The organism is Agromyces sp. CCNWLW203 (assembly GCF_036576125.1).
GTDB lineage: Bacteria > Actinomycetota > Actinomycetes > Actinomycetales > Microbacteriaceae > Agromyces.
Genome location: NZ_JAZHYX010000009.1, coordinates 169,543 through 190,936, shown reverse-complemented (window position 1 = coordinate 190,936; position 21,394 = coordinate 169,543). Strand labels below are relative to the sequence as shown.

General features: G+C 70.8%; 21 protein-coding genes. 7 read left to right on the top strand and 14 right to left on the bottom strand.

The features are described 5' to 3' along the window. Positions 1 to 196: 196 nt before the first annotated feature. The gene (locus VPH61_RS18680; protein ID WP_332065020.1) at positions 197 to 952 is read right to left on the bottom strand and encodes an NADPH-dependent F420 reductase; all 756 of its coding nucleotides are present in this window, start codon (positions 950 to 952) and stop codon (positions 197 to 199) included. After that, positions 952 to 1,638 (bottom strand): SDR family NAD(P)-dependent oxidoreductase, encoded by a 687-nt coding sequence (locus VPH61_RS18675; RefSeq protein WP_332065019.1) that lies wholly within the window; start codon positions 1,636 to 1,638, stop codon positions 952 to 954. The genes VPH61_RS18680 and VPH61_RS18675 overlap by 1 nt, the downstream gene beginning before the upstream one ends. Positions 1,639 to 1,778: 140 nt before the next feature. Between VPH61_RS18675 and VPH61_RS18670 the strand changes: the two genes are divergently transcribed. Beyond that, positions 1,779 to 2,618 (top strand): helix-turn-helix domain-containing protein, encoded by an 840-nt coding sequence (locus VPH61_RS18670; protein WP_332065018.1) that lies wholly within the window; start codon positions 1,779 to 1,781, stop codon positions 2,616 to 2,618. 48 nt (positions 2,619 to 2,666) lie between these two features. Then, a complete protein-coding gene (locus VPH61_RS18665) occupies positions 2,667 to 3,044 on the top strand; it encodes a hypothetical protein (protein WP_442879130.1) in 378 nt (125 codons plus the stop codon). Between the two features lie 15 nt (positions 3,045 to 3,059). On the opposite strand, the gene VPH61_RS18660 is transcribed toward VPH61_RS18665, so the two are convergent. Both VPH61_RS18660 and VPH61_RS18655 read right to left on the bottom strand, forming a co-directional pair. Then, entirely contained in the window at positions 3,060 to 4,628 is a 1,569-nt protein-coding gene (locus VPH61_RS18660; protein WP_332065016.1) for a pyridoxal phosphate-dependent decarboxylase family protein, read from the bottom strand. Further along, positions 4,628 to 6,019: an MFS transporter gene (locus VPH61_RS18655; protein WP_332065015.1), complete on the bottom strand. Its 1,392-nt coding sequence runs from the start codon at positions 6,017 to 6,019 to the stop codon at positions 4,628 to 4,630. The genes VPH61_RS18660 and VPH61_RS18655 overlap by 1 nt, the downstream gene beginning before the upstream one ends. A gap of 110 nt (positions 6,020 to 6,129) precedes the next feature. Between VPH61_RS18655 and VPH61_RS18650 the strand changes: the two genes are divergently transcribed. Beyond that, on the top strand, positions 6,130 to 7,680 hold the full coding sequence (locus tag VPH61_RS18650) for a succinic semialdehyde dehydrogenase (RefSeq protein ID WP_332065014.1): 1,551 nt from the start codon (positions 6,130 to 6,132) through the stop codon (positions 7,678 to 7,680). A 78-nt stretch (positions 7,681 to 7,758) separates the two neighbouring features. Here the strand turns inward: VPH61_RS18650 and VPH61_RS18645 are convergent, their stop codons facing one another. Then, positions 7,759 to 8,151, bottom strand: coding sequence for a sec-independent translocase (locus VPH61_RS18645; protein WP_332065013.1), 393 nt, complete (start codon positions 8,149 to 8,151; stop codon positions 7,759 to 7,761). Between the two features lie 90 nt (positions 8,152 to 8,241). Between VPH61_RS18645 and VPH61_RS18640 the strand changes: the two genes are divergently transcribed. After that, positions 8,242 to 8,874: an O-methyltransferase gene (locus VPH61_RS18640; RefSeq protein WP_332065012.1), complete on the top strand. Its 633-nt coding sequence runs from the start codon at positions 8,242 to 8,244 to the stop codon at positions 8,872 to 8,874. 74 nt (positions 8,875 to 8,948) lie between these two features. Here VPH61_RS18640 and VPH61_RS18635 read toward each other — a convergent pair whose 3' ends face one another. The 3 genes from VPH61_RS18635 to dapE all read right to left on the bottom strand — a co-directional run bounded on the left by VPH61_RS18635 (position 8,949) and on the right by dapE (position 11,623). Then, positions 8,949 to 9,122: a DUF3117 domain-containing protein gene (locus tag VPH61_RS18635; RefSeq protein WP_067875042.1), complete on the bottom strand. Its 174-nt coding sequence runs from the start codon at positions 9,120 to 9,122 to the stop codon at positions 8,949 to 8,951. Between the two features lie 141 nt (positions 9,123 to 9,263). Then, positions 9,264 to 10,496 (bottom strand): hypothetical protein, encoded by a 1,233-nt coding sequence (locus tag VPH61_RS18630; protein ID WP_332065011.1) that lies wholly within the window; start codon positions 10,494 to 10,496, stop codon positions 9,264 to 9,266. A 26-nt stretch (positions 10,497 to 10,522) separates the two neighbouring features. After that, positions 10,523 to 11,623 carry a succinyl-diaminopimelate desuccinylase gene (gene dapE, locus VPH61_RS18625; RefSeq protein ID WP_332065010.1) on the bottom strand — a complete coding sequence of 367 codons (1,101 nt, stop codon included), beginning with the start codon at positions 11,621 to 11,623 and terminating at the stop codon, positions 10,523 to 10,525. 63 nt (positions 11,624 to 11,686) lie between these two features. On the opposite strand from dapE, the gene dapD reads away from it, so the two are divergent. Continuing rightward, positions 11,687 to 12,646, top strand: coding sequence for a 2,3,4,5-tetrahydropyridine-2,6-dicarboxylate N-succinyltransferase (gene dapD / locus VPH61_RS18620; protein ID WP_332065009.1), 960 nt, complete (start codon positions 11,687 to 11,689; stop codon positions 12,644 to 12,646). 257 nt (positions 12,647 to 12,903) lie between these two features. After that, complete coding sequence (locus VPH61_RS18615) at positions 12,904 to 15,456, top strand: penicillin acylase family protein (protein WP_332065008.1); 2,553 nt, start codon at positions 12,904 to 12,906, stop codon at positions 15,454 to 15,456. Positions 15,457 to 15,534: 78 nt separating this feature from the next. On the opposite strand, the gene VPH61_RS18610 is transcribed toward VPH61_RS18615, so the two are convergent. From VPH61_RS18610 to VPH61_RS18590, 5 genes are all read right to left on the bottom strand, one after another. Beyond that, entirely contained in the window at positions 15,535 to 16,794 is a 1,260-nt protein-coding gene (locus VPH61_RS18610) for a citrate synthase (RefSeq protein ID WP_332065027.1), read from the bottom strand. A 232-nt stretch (positions 16,795 to 17,026) separates the two neighbouring features. Beyond that, positions 17,027 to 18,142 (bottom strand): succinyldiaminopimelate transaminase, encoded by a 1,116-nt coding sequence (gene dapC / locus VPH61_RS18605; RefSeq protein ID WP_332065007.1) that lies wholly within the window; start codon positions 18,140 to 18,142, stop codon positions 17,027 to 17,029. Between the two features lie 2 nt (positions 18,143 to 18,144). Continuing rightward, entirely contained in the window at positions 18,145 to 18,465 is a 321-nt protein-coding gene (fdxA, locus tag VPH61_RS18600; RefSeq protein ID WP_056658762.1) for a ferredoxin, read from the bottom strand. 37 nt (positions 18,466 to 18,502) lie between these two features. After that, positions 18,503 to 18,934, bottom strand: coding sequence for a DUF6113 family protein (locus VPH61_RS18595; RefSeq protein ID WP_332065006.1), 432 nt, complete (start codon positions 18,932 to 18,934; stop codon positions 18,503 to 18,505). Then, positions 18,934 to 19,383 (bottom strand): hypothetical protein, encoded by a 450-nt coding sequence (locus VPH61_RS18590; protein WP_332065005.1) that lies wholly within the window; start codon positions 19,381 to 19,383, stop codon positions 18,934 to 18,936. Before VPH61_RS18590 ends, VPH61_RS18595 begins: the two co-directional genes overlap by 1 nt. A 160-nt stretch (positions 19,384 to 19,543) precedes the next feature. Between VPH61_RS18590 and VPH61_RS18585 the strand changes: the two genes are divergently transcribed. After that, the gene (locus tag VPH61_RS18585) at positions 19,544 to 20,353 is read left to right on the top strand and encodes an enoyl-CoA hydratase/isomerase family protein (protein WP_332065004.1); all 810 of its coding nucleotides are present in this window, start codon (positions 19,544 to 19,546) and stop codon (positions 20,351 to 20,353) included. 57 nt (positions 20,354 to 20,410) lie between these two features. Here VPH61_RS18585 and VPH61_RS18580 read toward each other — a convergent pair whose 3' ends face one another. After that, positions 20,411 to 21,244: a M23 family metallopeptidase gene (locus VPH61_RS18580; protein WP_332065003.1), complete on the bottom strand. Its 834-nt coding sequence runs from the start codon at positions 21,242 to 21,244 to the stop codon at positions 20,411 to 20,413. Between the last annotated feature and the right edge of the window lie 150 nt (positions 21,245 to 21,394).

Below are 21,394 nucleotides of genomic sequence, written 5' to 3'. Positions count from 1 at the left end.
CGACCCCGGCGGCACCTGGCGACCCGCGACCAAATCACCCACCAGACTCGCCAACCGACTCGAACGAAGACCCGACACCGCCGCCTGAACCCGACGGCTGCGCGAGAACCCGATGGCGGCGCCTGAACCGGCGGCGCCGAGAGCACCCGCCGGCCGTGAGGCCGGGCTCAGCCGAATCCGCTCGCACTGAGCAGCCTCAGGAGACCGGGAGACCGGAAGACCGTTCTGCGCGCCCCAGATTGCGGATGAGCTCCTCTCGCGTCTGCCCGTCGACGGAGGCGCGCCACATCGGGGTGCCGGCGGCGCTGCGCCAGGATTCGCTCAGGGGGCTGTTGTCGACCGTGTCGAACCCGAGGTCATCGGCGAAGCGGGTCACCAGCTCGACCGCTTCCCGAGCGTTGCTCGAGACGACGAGTGCCTTCCGGTCCGGTGCTCCAGACGGCCGGGCGAGCCGTACGAGTCCCGGAAGTGCGTCGCTCGGAGCGCGGATCGGGGACCGCGCGTGGAACTGGACGTGGCTGAACGCCTTCGCGAGTTTCGAGTCGGGCAATTGCTCCTGGCGCAGCTCGTGCACGGTCTTCTCCCCGGAGTCGACCGCCGCGAAGTGGCCGTCGCGCCAGGCCATGTAGTTGTTGTTGTCGAGCACGACCTTGCCGGCGAGCTCCTCGACCGGCAGCCGGTCGTCGGGCGCGTACGGGTACGCCACGAACGCGAAGTCGGCCGCCGCCGCGGCATCCGCAGCCCACGCTGCGCGCGCCCGCGGACCCAGCTCGCGGACGAGGTCGTGCAGGGTCTCGGGCCGCCGCGAGTTCGCGATCACGATGTCGTAGCCCGCCGTGATCGCCGCACGGGCGAGCGTTGCTCCCGCCTGGCCGGCACCGAGAATGCCGAGGGTCGCGACCGATGCTCCTGATCGGGTTCGAATGGGTGCTGCCTGCACATGCCCGGACATCACCAGTCCAGCGCGCCGGTCTCGTCCTGCAGCGTGCCCGTCGGGGCGTTCGCGCCGAGCGTCGCCAAGCGCACGACCACCCGGGCGCTCTCCTCCGCCGACCTCCCGCCCTCGAACGCGGCGGTCATGTCGGTCGCGGTGTAACCGGGCTCGAGCGCGTTGAATGCGATTGCCGGGTTCGCCTTGGCGTACTGGAGCGTCAGCATGGTCGCGGCAGCCTTCGACGCGGCATAGAGGGCGTTCGTCAGGTGGAACTCGGGCCGCTCGGGATTCGTGACCGCCCAGAAGGAGCCGGCGCTGCTGGTGACCGTGACGACGTTCGCGTTCGGGGACCTGCGCAACAGCGGAAGGGCCGCTTCGGTGACACGCACGACGCCGACGGCGTTCGTGTCGAACGCTCGGAGCGCTCGTGGTCCGTCCACCTCCGCGAACTCCTGGATGCCGGCATTGTGCACGAGCACGTCCAGCCGGCCCTCTGCCGCATCGACAGAGGTCAGCGCGCGGTGCGCCGAGGCGTCGTCGGTCACGTCGAGTTGCACGAATCTCGCGCCGATCGCGGACGCGGCCTGCGTGCCCCGCTCGGGGTCGCGTGCACCGAGGTAGACGACATGACCGAGTTCGACGAGCTGCTTGGCGGTCTCGAAGCCGATGCCCTTGTTGGCCCCGGTGATCAGTGCGATGGTCATTCGCGTCCTCTCGAAATAGTCGGCCCAGTCGGGCTGTTGAGAACGCTATGCGCGCTGAAACAGGGCTGCCAGAGCCCTCTCGAGCCACGGGTCCGACAGCACCCCCTCTCGCTCAGACGCGCCCGGAGCCGTACGCAGCTGTGCTGAGCGAGACGAAGAACGCCCTCGGGGCGTATCTGCGGGCCCGGCGGGAGCTGGTGACGCCGAGGCAGGCCGGCATTCCCTCGACGGGAGTCCGACGAGTTCCCGGGCTTCGGCGCGAAGAGGTCGCCATGCTGGCCGGCATCAGCGCCGACTACTACCTGCGGCTGGAGCGGGGCCGTGACCGCCACCCCTCGGTGCAGGTGCTCGATTCGATCGCCCGCGTGCTCCAGCTCGACGACGACCACGTGACGCACCTGCTCTCGCTCGTCGCTGACGAGCCCGGGCAGCACCGCCTGCGCCGGCGGCGCCCGCACGAGGAGTCCTTGCCGGCCGGCGCGCTCGGGCTCGTGGAGGCCCTCGTGCAGCCGGCCTTCATCGAAGGGCGCTATTTCGACATCCTGGCCTCCAACGCCCCGGCCCGAGCGCTCGATCCGCGACTCGTGGAAGGTGGGAATCAGCTGCGCGACCTGTTCCTCGACCCGGGGGTGCAAGCGCTGCACCCCGACTGGGAGGGAGCGACGGCGTGCCTCGTCGCGAGCCTGCGGCATGCCGTGGGAAGCGACCTCGAGGACCCTCGCTTCATCGAGCTCGCGGGCGAGCTGTCCTCGGCGAGCCCGCGATTCCGCGAGCTATGGAGGCGTCATGAGGTCGGTGCACAGCGCGGCGCGCAGATTCGGCTCGATCACCCGCTGGTCGGCGAACTGACCCTCAACCGCGAGCGGCTGGCCATCAGCGGCGCAGAGGGCCTGATGCTCGTCGTGTACCACCCCGAGGCCGGATCGATCAACGCCGACAAACTCGCTCTGCTCGCCTCCGCCGTCCCTTCCGCCGCATAGGGCCGCGGACTTGGGAGGATGGTGTCGGCACATGACGAAGGGAAGATCGTGGCAGTACCTGCTGACTGGATCGCGCATCGACGCGGAGATGGCGAGTTGCTCGGGTGGATGCGCCCGGACGGCGAGGGTTTCGTGGTCATCGACCTGCTCGGGCGCCCGCTGACCGAAGCGCTCGACTGGCTGAGCGCCGAGGAGTTGCTCGAGTCGACGGGCATCGGCTACCTCGCCGACCTCTACGAACTGCGCCTCGATGACGGCCGCTGGCTCCGCGTGCGGATCACCGAGGTTTCGGCGACCGCGGTGCGAGTGAAGAAGGACGACTTCGGCGCCATCGACGCGCCCGCGGTCGAACACGTGGTGCCGTTCCCGATCACCGACCGGCTCCGGCCGCTGACCGGCGATCGCGCGTTCATCCTCGACGCCTGATCGGCGTACGAAGCCTCAGGAGCCGGCAGCCGGCTCCACGACCCGCGCGAGCAGTTCGACGAGCAGGCGCTCGGTGAGTCGCGGCGGCAGCGCACCGACGAGCGCGAGCACCGGGGCGAGCCGGTCGGGCAGCGCACCGTCCCCGCCCGAAGCACCGGCGCCGTCGGTGAAGGAGGCACCAGCGGCAGCAGAGCCCCCGCCGAGCAGCCCGAACGCGCGCAGCAGCCCAGCAGCACTGTCCGAGTCGAGACCAGCGGATGCCCCGGCGAGCGCGTCGAGGCCACCGGGCAACGTCTCGGCGAGCCCGGCGACGAGCGCCTGCCCGTCGACGGGCGGCACGCCGCGCACGGCATCGGCCGCGGCGACAAGAGCCGACGAGAGCTCACCGACCACGGCCTCCGTCACCGGCGTCACCGTGAGGTGAGTGGTATGCGGCAGTCGCGTGCCGTCGGCCTGGGTGAGCGCGGGCTGCAGCTGCAGGTGCCAGCCCGACGCGCGCGCGGCATCCGCCCAGTGGTGGGGGTCGACCCGCCGATCGACCGCGACCGACTCGTCGGTGGCGACCGCGAAGAGCGGGCCGGTCGGCGAGCCGACGATGCGCAGCCCCTCGATGCCGTCGACGACCTCGCGCAGCGCTTCGGTCGCGCGCGTCGCCTGTGCAGTGAGCCGGGTGAACCCCGCTTCGCCGAGCGCTTCGATGATCGCCCACGCCGCGGCCAGGGGGCCGGCGGGCTTCGAACCGGTGAGCGTGGGGTTCACGACGGGGTAGCCCGGCCAGGCGGTCGTCGCGAAGTACTGGAACCGCTGGCGGTCGCGACCGCGTGTGAGCAGCACCGAGACGCCCTTCGGCGCGTAGCCGTACTTGTGCAGGTCGGCCGAGAGGCTCGTGACGCCGGGGACCGAGAGGTCCCAGGCAGGCAGCTCATCGGGCCAGAAGGCCAACGCGAAACCGCCGATGCAGGCGTCGACGTGCAGCGCGATGCCGCGCGGCCCGGTGATCGCCGCGACATCGGCGACCGGGTCGAGCGAGGCGAACGGGTACGACGGTGCGCTCACGACGACGAGGGCGACGTCGTCGCCGAGCCGCTCCTCGATCGCAGCGGCGGCGACCACGCCCGTGACCGGATCGACCGGCACGAGATCGAGCTCGAGCCCGAAGTACTCGGCCGCCTTGTGGAACGCGGCGTGCACGGTGACCGGGGCGACGATGCGCGGCACCCGGGGGCTGCCCGCTCGCACCGACCGCCACAGGTCGCGCGCGGACTTCACCGCGAGCAGGCAGCTCTCGGTGCCGCCCGAGGTCACCGAACCGACGATGGCGTCATCGCCCGCGCCGCCGAGCACGCGACGCGCGAAGCCGACGACGCCGGCCTCCATCGCGGCGACCGAGGTGAACGTCGTCGGGTCGAGTCCGTTGACCGGCTGCACGAGCCGGGCGGCCCCGGCGGCGAGTTCGTCGAGCTCGGCGAGCCCGGAGTCGTAGACGTACGAGAGCACCCGGCCGCCGTGCGTCGGGGCGTCGAGGGCGCGCATCGCCTCGAGTTCGGCGAGGATCTCGGATGCCTCGCGGCGGAAGTCGTTCATCATGCCATCGTCTCTGCAGTGGTCGCATCGGCATCGGCATCGATGTCGCCGCGACGGAGGGGGTACCGGCGCAGCGCCACGAGGCTCGCCGCGACGAGCAGCGCCGGGATGACGCTGAAGCTGATCGTGATGCCGGCGACCGCGGCCGGCGATTGGGTCACCGTCTCGGAGCCGATCGATTCGACGTAGCCCGTGACGGCGAGCACGATCGTGAGCACCGTGGCGCCGAGCGCCATGCCCGCGGTCTCCCCCGCGGTCCAGACTCCGCCGAAGCTGCCGGCCCGGCCGATGCCGTGCGTGCGGGCGTCGTGCGAGATGACGTCGGGCAGCATCGCCATCGGCAGCGACTGCATGCCCGCGTAGCCGGCGCCGGCGAGCGCGACGGGCACGTACACCCAGGGGCCCGGCGCCCAGATCATGCCGACGAGGCTGAGCGCGGCGATGCCGAAGAGGGTGCTCGCGAGCGCGAACCCGCGCTCCTTGCCGACGCGGCGGGCGACGGCCTGCCAGACCGGCGCGAAGAGCACGGCCGGGCCGATGAGCGCGACGAAGAGGAAGGTCACCGCGCGCTCGTCGCGCAGCACCCAGGTCGCGACGAACTGCGCACCGGCGAGCATGAGCCCGGTCGCGAGACCCTGCAGCACGAAGGACGCGAGCAGTGCGCGGAACGCCGCGCTCCGCTTCAACGCGGCGAAGCCCTCGGCGTAGCCGGCACGGATGTCGCGGCGCGGCGCAGCATCCGTCGACGCACCTGGAACAGGCCCACCGGCCCGCGCGGCCGTCGTGGTGGCGACGAGCATGCCCGCACCGATCACGACGCCGGCGACGATCGCCATGACGAGGTAGCCGACGTGCTCGTCGGCGAATGCGGCGCGCACCTCGGGGCCGCCCGCACCGAAGAGCAGGATTGCGATCGTGAGCACCACGACGCGCCAGGTGAGGAGTCGGGTGCGTGCGTCGTAGTCGGACGTGAGCTCGGCGGGCAGTGCGATGTACGGCACCTGGAACAGGCTGAACGCCGTGGCCGTGGCGAGGAACGCCAGGAACACCCAGATTCCGGATGCCCCGGGGTCGAGGCCCGCCGGCACGGCGAAGGTGAGGATGAACCCGACGGGCAGCGCGACGGCCCCCACGATCATCCACGTGCGGCGCGTGCCGGTTCGGGCCAGGGCGCGGTCGCTGCGTTCGCCGATCCACGGGTCGATCACGACGTCCCACACCTTGGCGGCGGTGACGACGAGGCCCGCGACGAGCGCCGTCACCCCGAGGGTGTCGGTCAGGTAGTAGACGAGCACGAGGCCGGGCAGCGTGGCGAAGCCGCCCGTGCCGAGGGATCCGATCGCATAGCGGGTCACGACACCGCGGGTGAGGGTTCGCTCCGATGCGGTCATGGAGGCAGTGTACTCACCCGTCAGAGCGAGGTACTCACCGCCGGCTCGCGCCCGGGCAGCGAACTGGGTCAACTGACCTAGAACCGGGCTTGCTGTCCTAGACTGTGCGCATGCGCGCCCCCACGGCCTCCCCCGACTTGTACGCGAGCCTGACCGACGACGTCGTCGCCTCGGGTTCCGAGACCATCCCAGTCCAGACCCCCTCGACGGGCGAGACGCTGCACGAGCTGCCGCGTTCGAGCGCCGACGATGTGCTCGACGCCTTCGCCCGAGCCCGGCTCGCCCAGCTCGCCTGGGCCCGCGCGGGCTTCGCCGAGCGCCGACGGGTGCTGCTGCGCGCGCACGATCTCATCCTCGAACGACGCGAGCTCCTGCTCGACCTCATCCAGCTCGAGAGCGGCAAGACGCGCGGGCAGGCCTTCGAGGAGATCTTCGAGGCCGCCTCCGTCACGCGCTACAACGCGCTCGCCGCACGCAAGGTGCTGCACGGCCGACCGGTGCGCTCCGGGCTGCCGACCGTGGCCACGAGTCGCGTTCGGTTCCGGCCGAAGGGCGTCGCCGGCGTCATCACGCCGTGGAACTTCGCGCTCAGCCTCGCCGCGATGGACGTCGTGCCCGCCCTCGCCGCCGGCTGCGGCGTCGTGCAGAAGGCCGACGACCAGGGCGCCCTGTCGATCCTCGCCCTTCGTCGCGCCTTCATCGATGCCGGCGTGCCCGCAGCGCTCTGGGCCGTCGTCGCCGGCCCGGCAGCAGAGGTCGGCGAGGCGCTGACGGATGTCGCCGACTACATCTGCTTCACCGGCTCGACCGCGACCGGCCGGAAGATCGGCGAGAAGGCGGGCCGGCGGCTCGTCGGCGCATCGCTCGAGCTCGGCGGCAAGAACGCCCTGCTCGTCCTCGACGACGTCGACCCCGCGACGGCCGCGGCGAACGCCGCACACGCCGCGTTCTCGGCGATGGGCCAGCTCTGCGTCTCGGTCGAGCGCGTCTACGTGCACCGGAAGGTAGCCGGCCCCTTCCAGCGCGCCCTCGTCGAGCGGCTGCGGAGCGCGAAACTCGGTTCGGGCCTCGACTACAGCGCCGACTTCGGATCCCTCGCGAGCGCCGCGCAGCTCGAGCGCGTGCAGGCGCACCTCGACGACGCCGTCGCCAAGGGCGCCGTCGTGCTCGTCGGCGGCAAGCACCGGCCAGAGATCGGGCCGTGGTTCTTCGAGCCGACCATCCTGACCGGCGTCACCCCCGACATGCTCGTGTACGCCGAGGAGACGTTCGGCGCGATCGCCTCGCTGTACCTCGTCGACGGCGACGACGAGGCGGTGCTCGCGGCAAACGCGAGCGAGTACGGCCTGAACGCCGCCGTGTTCACCGCCTCCGCGAGCCGCGCACGTCGCGTGGCCGATGCCCTCGAGGCCGGCAGCGTCAATGTCAACGAGGGGTACCGCGGCTCGTTCGCCTCGGTGGCGGCGCCGATGGGCGGCGTCAAGCAGTCGGGGCTCGGCCGTCGCAACGGCGAGGCGGGGCTGCTGCGCTTCGTCGAGCCCGTGACCATCTCGTCGGTGACCGGGCTGCTGCAGCTGCCGCGCACCGCGAAGGAGTACGAGCAGCAGGCACCGCTCCTGGTGCTGCTCGCTCAGGCGTTGAAGGCGCTGCGCCTGCGCTGAGCCTGCGCGGGCAGGAGGCATGCGCTCAATGCTCGCTGTCGTCTTACGACACGAACGCGACCTGCCGACTCAGGCGACTCAGGTCGCTTCGGAGTCGAACGGGGCCGGCTCGTCGGCGCCGAGTGCGTCGCGCTGGCGCTTGCGCTGCAGGTAGGCCGAGTTCTCGTTGACCGACGCACGGGCGACCACGGGTGCCGGCGCGTCGTCGGCGAACGGGTCGACATCGGTCAGGGCCTCGCGGATGATGCGGCGCGGGTCGTACTGGCGCGGGTCGAGCTTCTTCCAGTCGACGTCGTCGAAGTCGGGGCCCATCTCGTCGCGCATGCGGTCTTTCGCACCGGTGGCCATGTCGCGCAATGACCGCACGAGGCGGCCGAGCTGTGCGGCGTAATGCGGCAGCCGCTCGGGCCCAAGCAGGAAGACGGCGATCACCCCGATGATGAGGAGCTTCTCGAACGTCAGACCGAACACCCCTACAGGATAGTGGGCGGCGAGGCGTGCAAACGCCACGGCGCGTTCACCGTAGGCTGAAGGTCGAGAGATCCACCCGGGAGCCGCCACGTGTCCGATCACGACCTGAACTGGAAGTACGTCGACGACTCGGTCGCCGTGACCGAGTCGATCGCCAAGGCCCGCCAGCAATCGCTCGAGCTCGGCGTCGAGCCGGTCTCGCCTGCCGTGGGCGCGCAACTCGCCGTGCTCGCCGCCGCATCCCGCGCCCAGTCGATCATCGAGGTCGGCACCGGGGTCGGCGTCTCGGGCCTCTGGATGCTCCAGGCGGCCCGCCGCGCGCTGCTCACCTCGATCGACACCGAGAACGAGTACCAGCAGCACGCCCGCCAGCACTTCGCCGACGCCGGCATCGCCGCAGCCCGCGTGCGACTCATCGCGGGGCGTGCAAGCGAGGTGCTGCCGCGCATGAACGAGAGCTCGTACGACATCGTCTTCATCGACGCCGACGCACCGTCGGTCATCGAATACGCCGAGCACGGGCTGCGGCTCGCCAAGCCCGGCGGCATCGTGCTCGTCGCGCGCGCCCTCTGGAAGGGCCGCGTCGCAGACCCCGCACGACGTGACGAGTCGGCCAGCGCCTACCGCACCCTCATCTCGGAGCTCTCGACCTCGACCGCGGTCGCGACGGCGATCTCGCCCGCGGGCGACGGCCTGCTGCAGGTCGTCAAGCTCGGCGTCTGAGCCGGCACAAGACGGCCGGCACAAACGACTCGAGCCCCGAGAGATCTCGGGGCTCGATTCGAGTGACGTGTGACTCAGGCGGGATTCACGACGCCGCCGAGGACGTCGTACAGCTCCTTGGCCTCAGCATCGTTCACCGAGACGACGAGGCGCCCGCCACCCTCGAGTGGAACTCGAACGATGATGAGTCGACCTTCCTTCACAGCCTCCATCGGCCCGTCTCCGGTGCGTGGCTTCATGGCCGCCATTGAGCTCCCCTTTCGTGGCTGAGATTCCATTATCTGCTAACACAGGCGGTGCTGAGAAATCGCCGCACGCCTGTGGACAACCCGATTGACGACTTCCCACAGGCGGAGGGCATCCTCCGATAGCCCGGATTCATGCTCCCATCAGGGAGGCGTCCAGTCCCGGCCGTCGATCCCCCATGCGATCAGCAGCCATCCGAGTTGCAGCACGAGAGAGAGCGCGACCATCCCCCATCGGTACCAGCGCGACTGTGGCACCGCCATCGCCCCCACGAGCGGGAACATCGGCGCGAGCAGCCGGAACGTGCTCGACTGCGGGAAGAACACCGCGAGCAGGTACAGCGCGTAGCTCGCGAGCCACAACCGCAGGTCGACGCCGAGGCGGCGCACCGCGGGCAGGAACAGCGTGACCGCGAACCCGGCGATGAGTGCGACCACCACGATCGGGCCGATCGGCTGGCCGAGCCACCAGTCGGCCGACTGGAACCACGCCGTGAACGGCACGAGTTCGTGATAGCCGATGTAGGCCGAACGCCAGGCGAGTTCCGTCGCCGTGTAGCCGTGCAGTTCCCCGGTCGCCAACCAGACGACGCCGGGCCAGGCGAGGCCGACGAGCCCCGCGAACACGGCGACGGATGCCGCGAGCACCCGTTCCCGCATGGGGAACGGGTCGCTCCGGCGCGTGTACCAGCGCCACAGCCAGTGCAGGCCGAGCGTGAGGGCGAAGGCGAGCGCCCCGGGCCGTGTGAACGCCCAGACGGCGAGCACGGGCACGAGCCAGCCGTATCGTCGATCGACGAGCAGCAGCAGGGCGAGCGAGAGCCACAGCAGGCCGAGCGATTCGGCGTAGCCGAACTGCATGATCGGCGAGACCGGCGCGACGCAGAAGAGCACGACGGCGAAGAGGGCGCGGTCGGGTTCGAGGAACCTCGACATGAGCCGGTACGTCACGAGGGCGGCCCCGAGACCGGCGGCGAGCGACACGATGACGGATGCCGCGTTCCACGGCACCCCGAACGCGGTCACGAGGCCGACGAACATCGGGTAGACGGGCAGGAACGCCCACGCGTTCTCGGCGACCTGCCCGGCCTCGGTCAGCGGGAGGTCGGCCGGATACCCGCCCAGCCAGATGATCTGGTACCACCTGGCGTCCCAGAGGTTCGCGTACTCGAAGTAGCCGGGGCGCGCCTGGGTCCACGGATTCGAGCCCTGGAGGCTCGCCATCACGAGCACGATCGCCGTGGTGATCGCTCGGGCGCCGAGGTAGATCAGCGCGACCTTCGCCCACCACGGAGCCGCCCGCCAGCGCACCCGCGGCGACCAGCGCGTCGCGCGGAACGGGTCGGGTTCGCGGAGGGCGGCCGGCGATGTGGTCATCGAGTCCTCTTCGGGGCCGGGGCCGATCAGGCGGTGGCGCCGGTCAGCCAGGCGCGCAGCGCGGCCTCGGTGTGCACGATCTGCGCGACGTCGACCCGCTCGTCGTCGGCGTGCGCCTTGAGCGGGTCGCCGGGGCCGAAGTTCACCGCCGGGATGCCGAGGGCACTGAAGCGCGCGACATCCGTCCACCCGTACTTGGGGCGCGCCTCCGCGCCGACCGCGCGCACGAACTGCTGCGCGAGCGGGTCGTCGAGCCCGGGCCGGGCGCCCTCGGCACTGTCGACGATCGCGACCTCGAAGCCATCGAAGAACTCAGTGACGAACGCGGATGCCTCGGCGACGCTGCGGCTCGGCGCGAAGCGGTAGTTGACGGTGAGCACGGCCTCGTCGGGAATGACGTTGCCCGCGATGCCGCCCGAGACGAGCACGGCGTTCAGGCCCTCGCGGTAGTCGAGGCCGTCGACCTCCACGGTCTCGGCCTGGTACTCGGCGAGCTTGGCGAGCGCCGGGGCGAGCTTGTGGATGGCATTGTCGCCGACCCAGCTGCGCGCCGAGTGCGCTCGAAGCCCGGTGGTCCACACCTCGGCGCGGAGGGTGCCGTTGCAGCCGCCCTCGACCTGCCCGTTCGACGGTTCGCCGAGGATGGCGAAGTCGCCGGCGAACAGGTCGGGGCGGGTGCGGGAGAGTCGGCCGAGTCCGTTCAACGAGGCTGCGACCTCTTCGTTGTCGTACCACATCCAGGTGAGGTCGACGATGGGATCGGTGAGCTCGAGCGCGAGCTTCAGCTGCACCGCGACGCCCGCCTTCATGTCGACCGTGCCACGGCCCCACAGGTACTCGACGCCGTCTTCGGTCTCGAAGCGGGTCGGCAGGTTCTCGTTGATCGGGACGGTGTCGATGTGGCCGGCGATCACGACCCGTCGCTCGCGGCCGAGGTTCGTGCGCGCGACGATCGTGTCGCCGTCGCGGATCACCTCGAGGTGGGACGCCCCGGCGAGCGCCTGCTCGACGAGGTCGGCGAGCAGCGACTCGTCGCCCGAGACGCTCGGCACATCGCAGATCGCCTGCGTGATGGCGACGGAATCGGCGGTCAGGTCGAGCGTGAGGGGTGATGCGGCGGGAGGCATGCCACCCAGTCTACGAATGCCCCGGAACGTCACAGCCCCGGCTCCGCTCGCTACCCTTGGAGCATGCCCACGAACGACGTCGCGCCCAGCTCCGCCCGCCTCGCCTCCGCATCCGGACTCGCGACCGTCGCCGCAGACGGCACGGTGCTCGACACGTGGTTCCCCTCGCCCGTGCTCGGCGACGCAGACTCCGCGGCGCCGCTCGCGGCCGAGCACCTCGCCCTCGCCGGCGCCGACGAGCGCCGCGGTGTCACGGTGGAGGCCGTCACCGTCACGATCGACCTCGATGCCGCCCCGACGGGCACGAGCGACGCGTACCTGCGCCTGCACGTGCTCTCCCACCTGCTCGCGGCACCCAACACGGTGAACCTCGACGGTGTCTTCGCACACCTGCCCGCCGTCGTCTGGACCAACGCGGGTCCGGTGCATCCGACCGACTTCGACCGGCTCCGCCCCGCACTGCAGCGCGCCGGGATCCACGCCGTCAGCGTCGACAAGTTCCCGCGCCTGCTCGACTACGTCACGCCCGATCGGGTGCGCATCGCCGACGCCGCTCGGGTGCGCCTCGGAGCGCACCTCGCACCGGGCACGACAGTCATGCACGAGGGCTTCGTGAACTTCAACGCCGGCACGCTCGGCGCCTCGATGGTCGAGGGCCGCATCTCGCAGGGCGTCGTCGTCGGCGATGGCTCCGACATCGGCGGCGGGGCCTCCATCATGGGCACTCTCTCGGGCGGCGGCACGCAGCGCGTCGTCATCGGCGAGCGCGCGCTCCTCGGCGCCAACTCGGGTATCGGCATCTCGATCGGCGACGACAGCGTCGTCGAGGCGGGCCTCTACGTCACGGCGGGCACGAAGATCGTGCTGCAGGGCGGGCCCGGCGAACGGCCGAACACCGTCAAGGCCGTCGTGCTCTCGGGTGTGCCGAACCTGCTCTTCCGACGCAACTCGCTGAACGGCCAGGTCGAGGCGCTCTCCCGCACCGGCGAGGGCGTGCAGCTGAACGCCGCACTGCACGCGTAGGGCCCGGCTTCCGGGTCGTGCTCTTTGCGGGTTGAGCCTGTCGAAACCGGGTTGCTCGCTCACTGGGTTTCGAGACGGCCGCGGGCGGCCTCCCCAACCCGCAGTTCAGCCCAGATCACAGCCCTGCAACGACCGGTCGCAACTGCCGCTCGCTCGACTACAGTTGGTGACTCGGGCCGCCATGGGGCGGCCCCTCTTGCGCAACACGAAGGAGTGGCGTGGGTACCGACGCACCGCGAACCAGTCGGCATCGAGTGATGAGATTCTTCATCGGCCTGCTCATCACCGTGCTCGTGCTCGCGGTCGTGGCCGCCGGGCTCGGCTGGTGGACGGTGCAGCGCTCGTTCCCGACCACGAACGGCGCGCTCGGCGTTGCGGGGCTCGGCGCCGAGGTGACCGTCGTCCGTGACGACGCCGGTATTCCGCAGCTCTACGCCGAGAGCGACCACGACCTGTTCTTCGCACAGGGCTACGTGCACGCGCAGGATCGCTTCTGGGAGATGGACTTCCGCCGCCACGTCACCGCCGGCCGACTCGCCGAGATGTTCGGCGAGTCGCAGATCGGCACCGACACGTTCATCCGCACGCTCGACTGGCGGGGCATCGCCCAGCAGGAGTACGACGCGCTCAGCGAGGTGCCGCGCAGCTACTACGACGCGTACGCCGAGGGTGTCAACGCCTACCTCGACGAGCGCAGCGGCCCCGACCTCTCGCTCGAGTACGCGGTGCTCGGGCTGCAGAACTCCGGTTACTCCCCCGAGCCGTGGTCGGGGGTCGACTCGATCGCGTGGCTGAAGGCGATGGCCTGGGACCTGCGCTCGAACCTCGGCGACGAGATCGACCGCGCGATGCTCTCGACCGCGCTGCCGCCCGAAGAGGTCGCACGCCTTCACCCCGACTTCTCGTGGGACACCATGCCCACCATCGTCGCCGGGCCGCCGGTCGCCGCCACCGCGGCGCAGTCGGTGACGCCGATCCCAGGCGAGACCGACCAGACCGACACGATCGAGACGGATGCCGCAGCAGCATCCGAGCCCGTCTCCGACTACGTCGCCGCCCTCGCGACGCTGCGCGCGGCGATCGACGGCGTGCCAGAGCTGCTCGGGCCCGAGGGCGGCGACCTCGGCTCGAACTCGTGGGTGGTCGGCGGAGCGCTGACCGAGTCGGGCCTGCCCCTGCTCGCGAACGACCCGCACCTCGGTCCCGCGATGCCGTCCATCTGGACCCAGATGGGGCTGCACTGCGTCGAGATCACCGAGACCTGCAGCTTCGACGTCGCCGGCTACTCGTTCTCGGGCCTGCCCGGCATCGTCATCGGGCAGAACCCCGCCATCGCCTGGGGCTTCACGAACCTCGGTCCCGATGTCGCCGACCTCTACCTCGAACGCGTGAGCGGCGACACCTACGAGCTCGACGGCGTCCAGGTGCCGCTCACGATCCGCGACGAGGTCATCGAGGTCGCGGGCGGCGATCCCGTCACGGTCACGGTGCGTTCGACGGCGCGCGGCCCGATCGTGACCGACATCGGCGACGACTTCGGCGGCGTCGCCGCACAGTACCCCGCCGCCTCGGGTCAGCCCGAGGGCGAGTACGCCGTGTCGCTGCAGTGGACCGCACTGTCGCCGGGCACCACGGCGGGCGCGATCTTCGCCCTCGACCGGGCGCAGGATTGGGACGGCTTCCGCGCCGCCGCCGCGCTCTTCGACGTACCGGCGCAGAACCTCATCTACGCGGATGCCTCGGGCAGCATCGGCTACCAGGCGCCGGGCCGCATCCCCGTGCGCAAGACCGGCGACGGCACCCTGCCCCTGCCGGGGTGGACGAGCGAGAACGGCTGGTCGGGCACGATCCCCTTCGACCAGCTGCCCTCGGTGCTGAACCCGCCGGCCGGCTACATCGTCACGGCCAACAACGCGGCCGCGGGGCCCGACGGCCCGATGCTGACGAAGGACTGGGACTACGGCTACCGTGCCGCCGGCATCGACGCACTCATCCGCGAGCGCATCGACGCGGGCGAGAAGTTCACGGTCGACTCGCTCGCCGAGATCCAGCTCGACACGGGCGACTCCAACGCCGATGCGTTCCTGCCGGTGATCGCGGAGCTCGACCTCGACGGCGACGCCGCTCGCGGCGCCGAGCTGCTCGCCGACTGGAACGGCGCCGCCGACGTCGAGAGCGCCCAGGCCGCATACTTCGCCGTGTTCTGGCGCACCCTGCTCGGCGACATGTTCGGCGGTCTGCCCGAGTCGACCCAGCCGCAGGGCGGCGATCGCTGGTTCAACGTCGTCGGCACGCTGCTCGCCGAACCCGAGTCCGCCTGGTGGACGAACGACGAGCTCGGCGTCGCCGGCCGGGATGCGATGATCGCGAACGCGCTCGCTTCCGCCTGGGCCGAGTCGGCCGACCTCATGGGCGGCAACCCCGACTCCTGGCGCTGGGGCCGGCTGCACACGCTGACGCTCACGAACCAGAGCTTCGGCGAGTCCGGCATCGCGCCGATCGAATGGCTCTTCAACCGGGGCCCGTACGAGCTCGGCGGCGGCTCGTCGATCGTCAACGCGATCGGCTGGGACGCGACCGTCGGCTACGGCGTCGACTGGGTGCCGTCGATGCGCATGGTCGTCGACCTGGCCGACCGCGACGCCTCCCGGTGGATCAACCTGACCGGCGCCTCGGGCCACGCCTTCCACGCGAACTACGCCGACCAGGCGCCGCTCTGGCAGCACGGGGAGCTCCGCGACTGGGCGTTCACGCGCGATGCCGTCGAGGCCGCCGCGCGAGACACTCTGCGGCTGACGCCCGCCGGCTGAGGGCCCGCGGCCACCGCCGACGACGAAACGCCGGCCGCACCCGAAGGTGCGACCGGCGTTCGCGTGGTCTGTTGCAGCTCAGGCCGAGGGGTAGTGCCGCTCGGGCTCGCCGATGTAGAGCTGCTGCGGGCGGCCGATCTTCGTCTGCGGGTCGACGTTCATCTCGCGCCAGTGCGCCATCCAGCCGGGCAGGCGGCCGATCGCGAAGAGCACCGTGAACATGCGCGTCGGGAAGCCCATCGCCTTGTAGATGACGCCCGTGTAGAAGTCGACGTTCGGGTAGAGGCGACGCTCCTTGAAGTAGTCGTCTTGCAGAGCGAACTGCTCGAGCTCCTTCGCGATGTCGAGCAGCGGGTCGGCGACGCCGAGACCGGCGAGCACCTCGTCGGCCGACTGCTTGACGATCGTCGCACGCGGGTCGTAGTTCTTGTAGACCCGGTGCCCGAAGCCCATGAGCTTCACGCCGTCTTCCTTGTTCTTCACGCGCTCGACGAACTTCTCGACGCCTTCGCCGGAGTCGCGGATGCGGGCGAGCATCTGCAGCACGGCCTCGTTGGCGCCGCCGTGCAGCGGGCCCGAGAGCGCCTGGATGCCCGCGGAGATCGAGGCGTAGAGGTTCGCACCGGTCGAGCCGACGAGACGCACGGTCGAGGTGGAGGCGTTCTGCTCGTGATCTTCGTGAAGGATGAGGAGCCGGTCGAGCGCGGTGGAGAGCACCGGGTCGACCTGGAACGGCTCGGCCATGTTGCCGAAGTTCAGCTTCAGGAAGTTGTCGACGAACGACAGCGAGTTGTCGGGGTACAGGAACGCCTGGCCGATCGACTTCTTGTGCGCGTAGGCCGCGATGACCGGCAGCTTCGCGAGCAGGCGCACCATCGTGAGTTCGACCTGCTCGGGGTCGTTCGAGTCCGTCGAGTCCTCGTAGTAGGTCGAGAGGGCCGAGACCGCGCTCGAGAGCACCGACATGGGGTGCGCGGTGTGCGGCAGCGACGAGAAGAAGCGCTTGAGATCTTCGTGCAGCAGCGTGTGGTGGCGGATCTTCTCGTCGAACTCGCCGAGCTGGTCGGCCGTCGGCAGTTCGCCGTAGATGAGCAGCCACGCGACCTCGAGGTACGTCGAGTTCGCCGCGAGCTCTTCGATCGGGTACCCGCGGTAGCGGAGGATGCCCTGCTCGCCGTCGATGTAGGTGATCGCCGACCGCGTCGATGCGGTGTTCACGAACCCGTAGTCGAGTGCGGTGAGCCCGGTCTGCCGGGTCAGCGTCGACACGTCGATGCTCCCGTTGCCCTGCACCGCACGGTGGACGGGCAGTTCGGCGGTGGTGCTGCCGAGCTTCAGGGTCGCGGTCTGGGGGGTCTCCCCTGCCGCATTGTTCCGGACGTCGCTCACGGCGCCTCCTGTGATCGTCACTTGCGCGGTCACCTGCCTTCCGGTCTCGGCCGCTCTGCGACTCGAACCGAATACAGCCTAGACGGGCTCCGAACACACTGTCGCACCCGCCAACAGATCATCCTATCCGTTGGCGAGAGTCACAGTCGGCGAGACCGTCCCAGACGAAGGCGAGCGGATGTCACGCCGCAGCGGCGGCCCGAAGGCGCCCGGCAGCGGCGGCGATGCGCTCGTCGGTCGCCGTCAGCGACAGTCGCACGTGTTCGGGGTGGTGCACGCCGTAGAAATGGCCGGGGCCGGCGACGATGCCGAGGTCGGCGAGCCGGCCGATCGAGTCCCACGCATCGCGCCCCTCGGTCGCCCAGAGGTAGAGCCCGGCCTCGCTGCGGTCGATGCGGAACCCGGCGGCCTCGAGTGCCGGTCGCAGTTGCTCGCGGCGTGCCCGATAGCGCGCCTTCTGCTCGGCGACGTGCTCGTCGTCGCGGAGCGCGGCGATCATGGCGGCCTGCAGCGGCTGCGGGAGCATGAGCCCCGCGTGCTTGCGCACGGTCGTGATGCGCCCGATGACAGTGCGGCAGCCCGCGATGAAGGCGGTGCGGTAGCCGGCCATGTTCGACTGCTTCGACAGCGAGTAGGCGACGAGCGTATTGCGACGGCTGTCGCCGACGACGCGCGGGTCGAGCAGGCTCGGGGTCGCGGCATCCGCCCACTCGCCCTGCCAGCCGAGCTCGGCGTAGCACTCGTCGCCGACGATGATCGCGTCGAGCTCGAGCGCCCGCTCGCGAGCGGCGCGCAGTTCGTCGATCGTGAGCACGCGCCCGTCGGGGTTGCCGGGGCTGTTCAGCCACACGAGCTTCGTCGCGGCGGGCCATTCGGCCGGGTCATCGGAGGCCATCGAGGTGGCGCCGACGAGCACGGCGCCCATCTCGTAGCTCGGGTACGCCGCTCGAGGGTGCACGACGACATCGCCCTCGCCGAGACCGAGGAGGAACGGCAGCAGCGCGACGAGTTCCTTGGAGCCCACCGTCGGCAGCACGTTCGCCTCGGTGAGTCCCGTGACGCCGCGGCGACGGGCGAACCAGTCGACGATGGCGCCGCGCAGTTCGTCGGTGCCGGTCGTCTGCGGGTAGGCGTGGGCATCGGTCGCGCCCGCGAGCGCTTCGCGCACGAGCGCCGGCGTCGGATCGATCGGCGAGCCGATCGACAGGTCGACGACCCCGTCGGGGTGCGCGGCGGCGCGCTCGCGGAACGGGGCCATGAGGTCCCACGGGTAGTCGGGCAGGTCGCCGCGAGCCATGCTCAGTGCGCCTGGGGAGGGAGCACCGCGATCACGGGGTGGTCCTTCGGGATGACGCCGATCTTGGCCGCGCCGCCGGGCGAGCCGATGTCGTCGAAGAACTCGACGTTCGCCTTGTAGTAGTCGGCCCACATCTCGGGCAGGTCGTCTTCGTAGTAGATGGCCTCGACGGGGCAGACCGGCTCGCAGGCACCGCAGTCGACGCACTCGTCGGGGTGGATGTAGAGCGAGCGTTCACCCTCGTAGATGCAGTCGACGGGGCATTCGTCGATGCATGCGCGGTCTTTGACGTCGACGCATGGAAGGGCGATGACATAGGTCACGGTGTTCGCTGTCCCTTCGAAAGGCTGGAATTCCAGTCTAGGCGTCGCGCAGGCGCTCGGCGTCGCCCAGGGTCTCCGCATCGCGCTGACGCTCGGCGTCGCGCGGGCGCGGTGACGGCAGCTTCGGCCACGCCACGATGAGCACCGCGATCAGGGCGGGAGCGACCGACCAGATGGTGCCGGTCAGGTCGCCGACGATGAGCACCGAACCGCCAGGCCCTGGGAGGGTGAGCACGGCGACCGCGACGATGATGCCGGCTCCGGCGGCCGCTGCGGCGCCGCGACCGCCCGCGACGAGGCGGATGCCGAGCAGGAGCGCGGCGACGCCGATGAGTGCTGCGGCGAGCCCCCAGGGGATCGCGACGTCGCCGATGCGCAGTACCGCGCGGTGGCCGATCGTGCCGAGTGCGCCGTAGACGAGCCCGACCAGGAAGGCGATGAGGATCGTGCCGAGACGGCTTCCGCTCATCACTTGGGCTGCTGGGTGACGGTGTAGGTGATCGTCTCGCCGTCGCCGGCGAGCAGCACGATGTACTCGCCGTTGGAGTACACGACGGCGCTCGCGGCGTCACCGCTCAGGGTGGTGTCTTCGGTGAAGCCCGCGGCCTCGAGCTTCGCGGCCGCGTCGACGACCGGGTCGGCCGCGCTCGACGAGACCATCACGATCCAGCCCTCGCTGCCGCCCGCGCCGGCGGCGAAGGTGATCTCGCCGTCGATGAGTTCGATGGACTCGGGGAAGTCGGTGGGCAGTTCACCGCCGAGGCTGACGTCGCCGCCGGTTGCGTCTTCGATGGCGTCTTCGACACCCCGGTTGACCAGGTCGCCGGGAATCGGGAAGCAACCCGAGAGCATCGTCGCCGTCAGCACGGCGATCGCCGCGGCCGTGCCCGCTCGGCGGCGGGTGATGGACTGTCGCATGGCCGGCTCCTCGTGTGCTGCGTCTGGGAGGGGCGGACCTGCGCACGCGGCGTGCACGCGGCATCCGATCGCCCCGCTCGGAATTCTACCGCCAGGCCCTCGCCGGCGATGGCGTAGCGTGGAGCGGGACACGGAACGGGCCGTGCGGAGAGGACCGATGATGGCCGAGCCCAGCACCCAGGAGACGGGGCCCGACGTTCGCGTCGAGCGTGACGGCAGCCTCGCGATCGTGACGATCGATCGCCCGCAGGCGCTGAACGCCCTCTCCCCCGACGTGCTCTCGGCGCTGCTCGCCGCGTTCGAGTCGCTCGCCGCCGAGGGCAGCGCCGTTCGCGGCGTGCTGCTCACCGGTGCCGGCGGTCGCGCCTTCGTGGCGGGCGCCGACATCCGCTCGATGGCGCGGCTCACCGCCGAAGAGGGCGAGGAGGCGTCACGCCTCGGACACCGCGTGGCCGCGGCGATCGAGGGCCTTTCCGCCCCCGTCATCGCGTGCGTCGACGGCTTCGCGCTCGGCGGCGGCCTCGAGCTCGCGCTCGCCTGCGACTTCATCTACGCGACGGATGCCTCGAGCTTCGGCCAGCCCGAGGTTCACCTGGGTCTCATCCCGGGCTTCGGCGGCACCGTGCGCCTCCCCCGTGCCATCGGTCTCGCGCGGGCCAAGGAGCTCATCTACACGGGCCGTCGCATCAACGCGGCCGAGGCGGTCGCGATCGGACTCGTCGTGCGGTCGTTCCCCGACCGGGAGGCGCTCTTCGCGGGCGCCCGGGCGACGCTCGCCGAGGTCGAGGCGAACGCCGCGCCGGCGGTCGGCCTCGCGAAGCGGGTGCTCGTCGACGCCGCAGGCCGCCGCACCGAGTCGGCGACCGATCTCGAGATCGCGGCCTTCGGCGACGCCTTCCGCACGCACGACATGCGCGAGGGCGTCGCGGCCTTCATCGACAAGCGCGACCCCGAGTTCACGGGCGCCTGAGCGCGGGTCCGACCCACGCGGGTTGAGGAGGCGCGCCGGCGCCGTCTCGAGACCCGATCAGGCGATGCGCATCGCGAGCCAGGCGAAGCCGTCGAACCTGACGCCGTCGGCGCCGAACATCTCGAGGTGCAGGTGCGGGCCGGTCGACTGCCCGGTCGTGCCGACGAGACCGAGCTGCTGGCCGGCGGTGACCTGCTGCCCGACCGAGACGGCGATCGAGCCGAACTGCATGTGCGCGTAGGAGCTCGTGATGAGCTCGCCGCCGATGTTGTGCTGCACCTCGACGTTGACGCCGAGTCCGCCCCCGTTCTCGGTGGCGAGCACGACCACGCCGTCGGCGATCGACATCACGGGCGTGCCGTTGCCGGGGTTGAAGTCGACGCCGTCGTGGTTGGTCGAACAACCTCCGCAGGGTGCTGAGCGCGGCCCGAAGCCCGAGCTGCGCTTGTCGGGCGTGAGCACCGGCCAGACGATCGCGTCGGTGTCGATGAGCTGCACGCTGCCGAGGCTCGCCACCTGCGAGGTGATGGGCGGCGGCGCGGCCTCCACGGCGTACTGCTCAGCGGCGAGCTGCGACATGACGCCCTCGCTGCCGACCTCGATGGTCTGCGGCACGTAGTCGATCACGTCCGCAGGAGGGGCGTAGACCGAGGCATGGGCGACCGTGTCGGTCGCGGTGATCGCCAGCGCCGGCAGGCTCGTGGCGACCATCATGGCCGCGGCGAACGACATCGCGATCACGGAGAAGGCCGGCCGGAGCAGGGCGGCGCCGGAACGGCCGGTGCCCTGGCGGGCGGGGCGGCGCGGTATTCCGGTGGTGAGGCGGGTGCGAAGGGTCGGGCGGGCAGGGCTGGATGCGGCCGCGCGGCGGCCATGCTTGGGGGGAGTCATATGGGGGTGCGTTACGTATTTTCTGAGTCAGGTGCGAGACAACCTCAGCTACGGTACGCACCGACTCTGGGAAGAACCTCCGATGCGCATGCATGTTCCCCCCGAACCGTGAGAGCGGTCTCGCCCTGTCATCACGCGCGAGAACGCCGA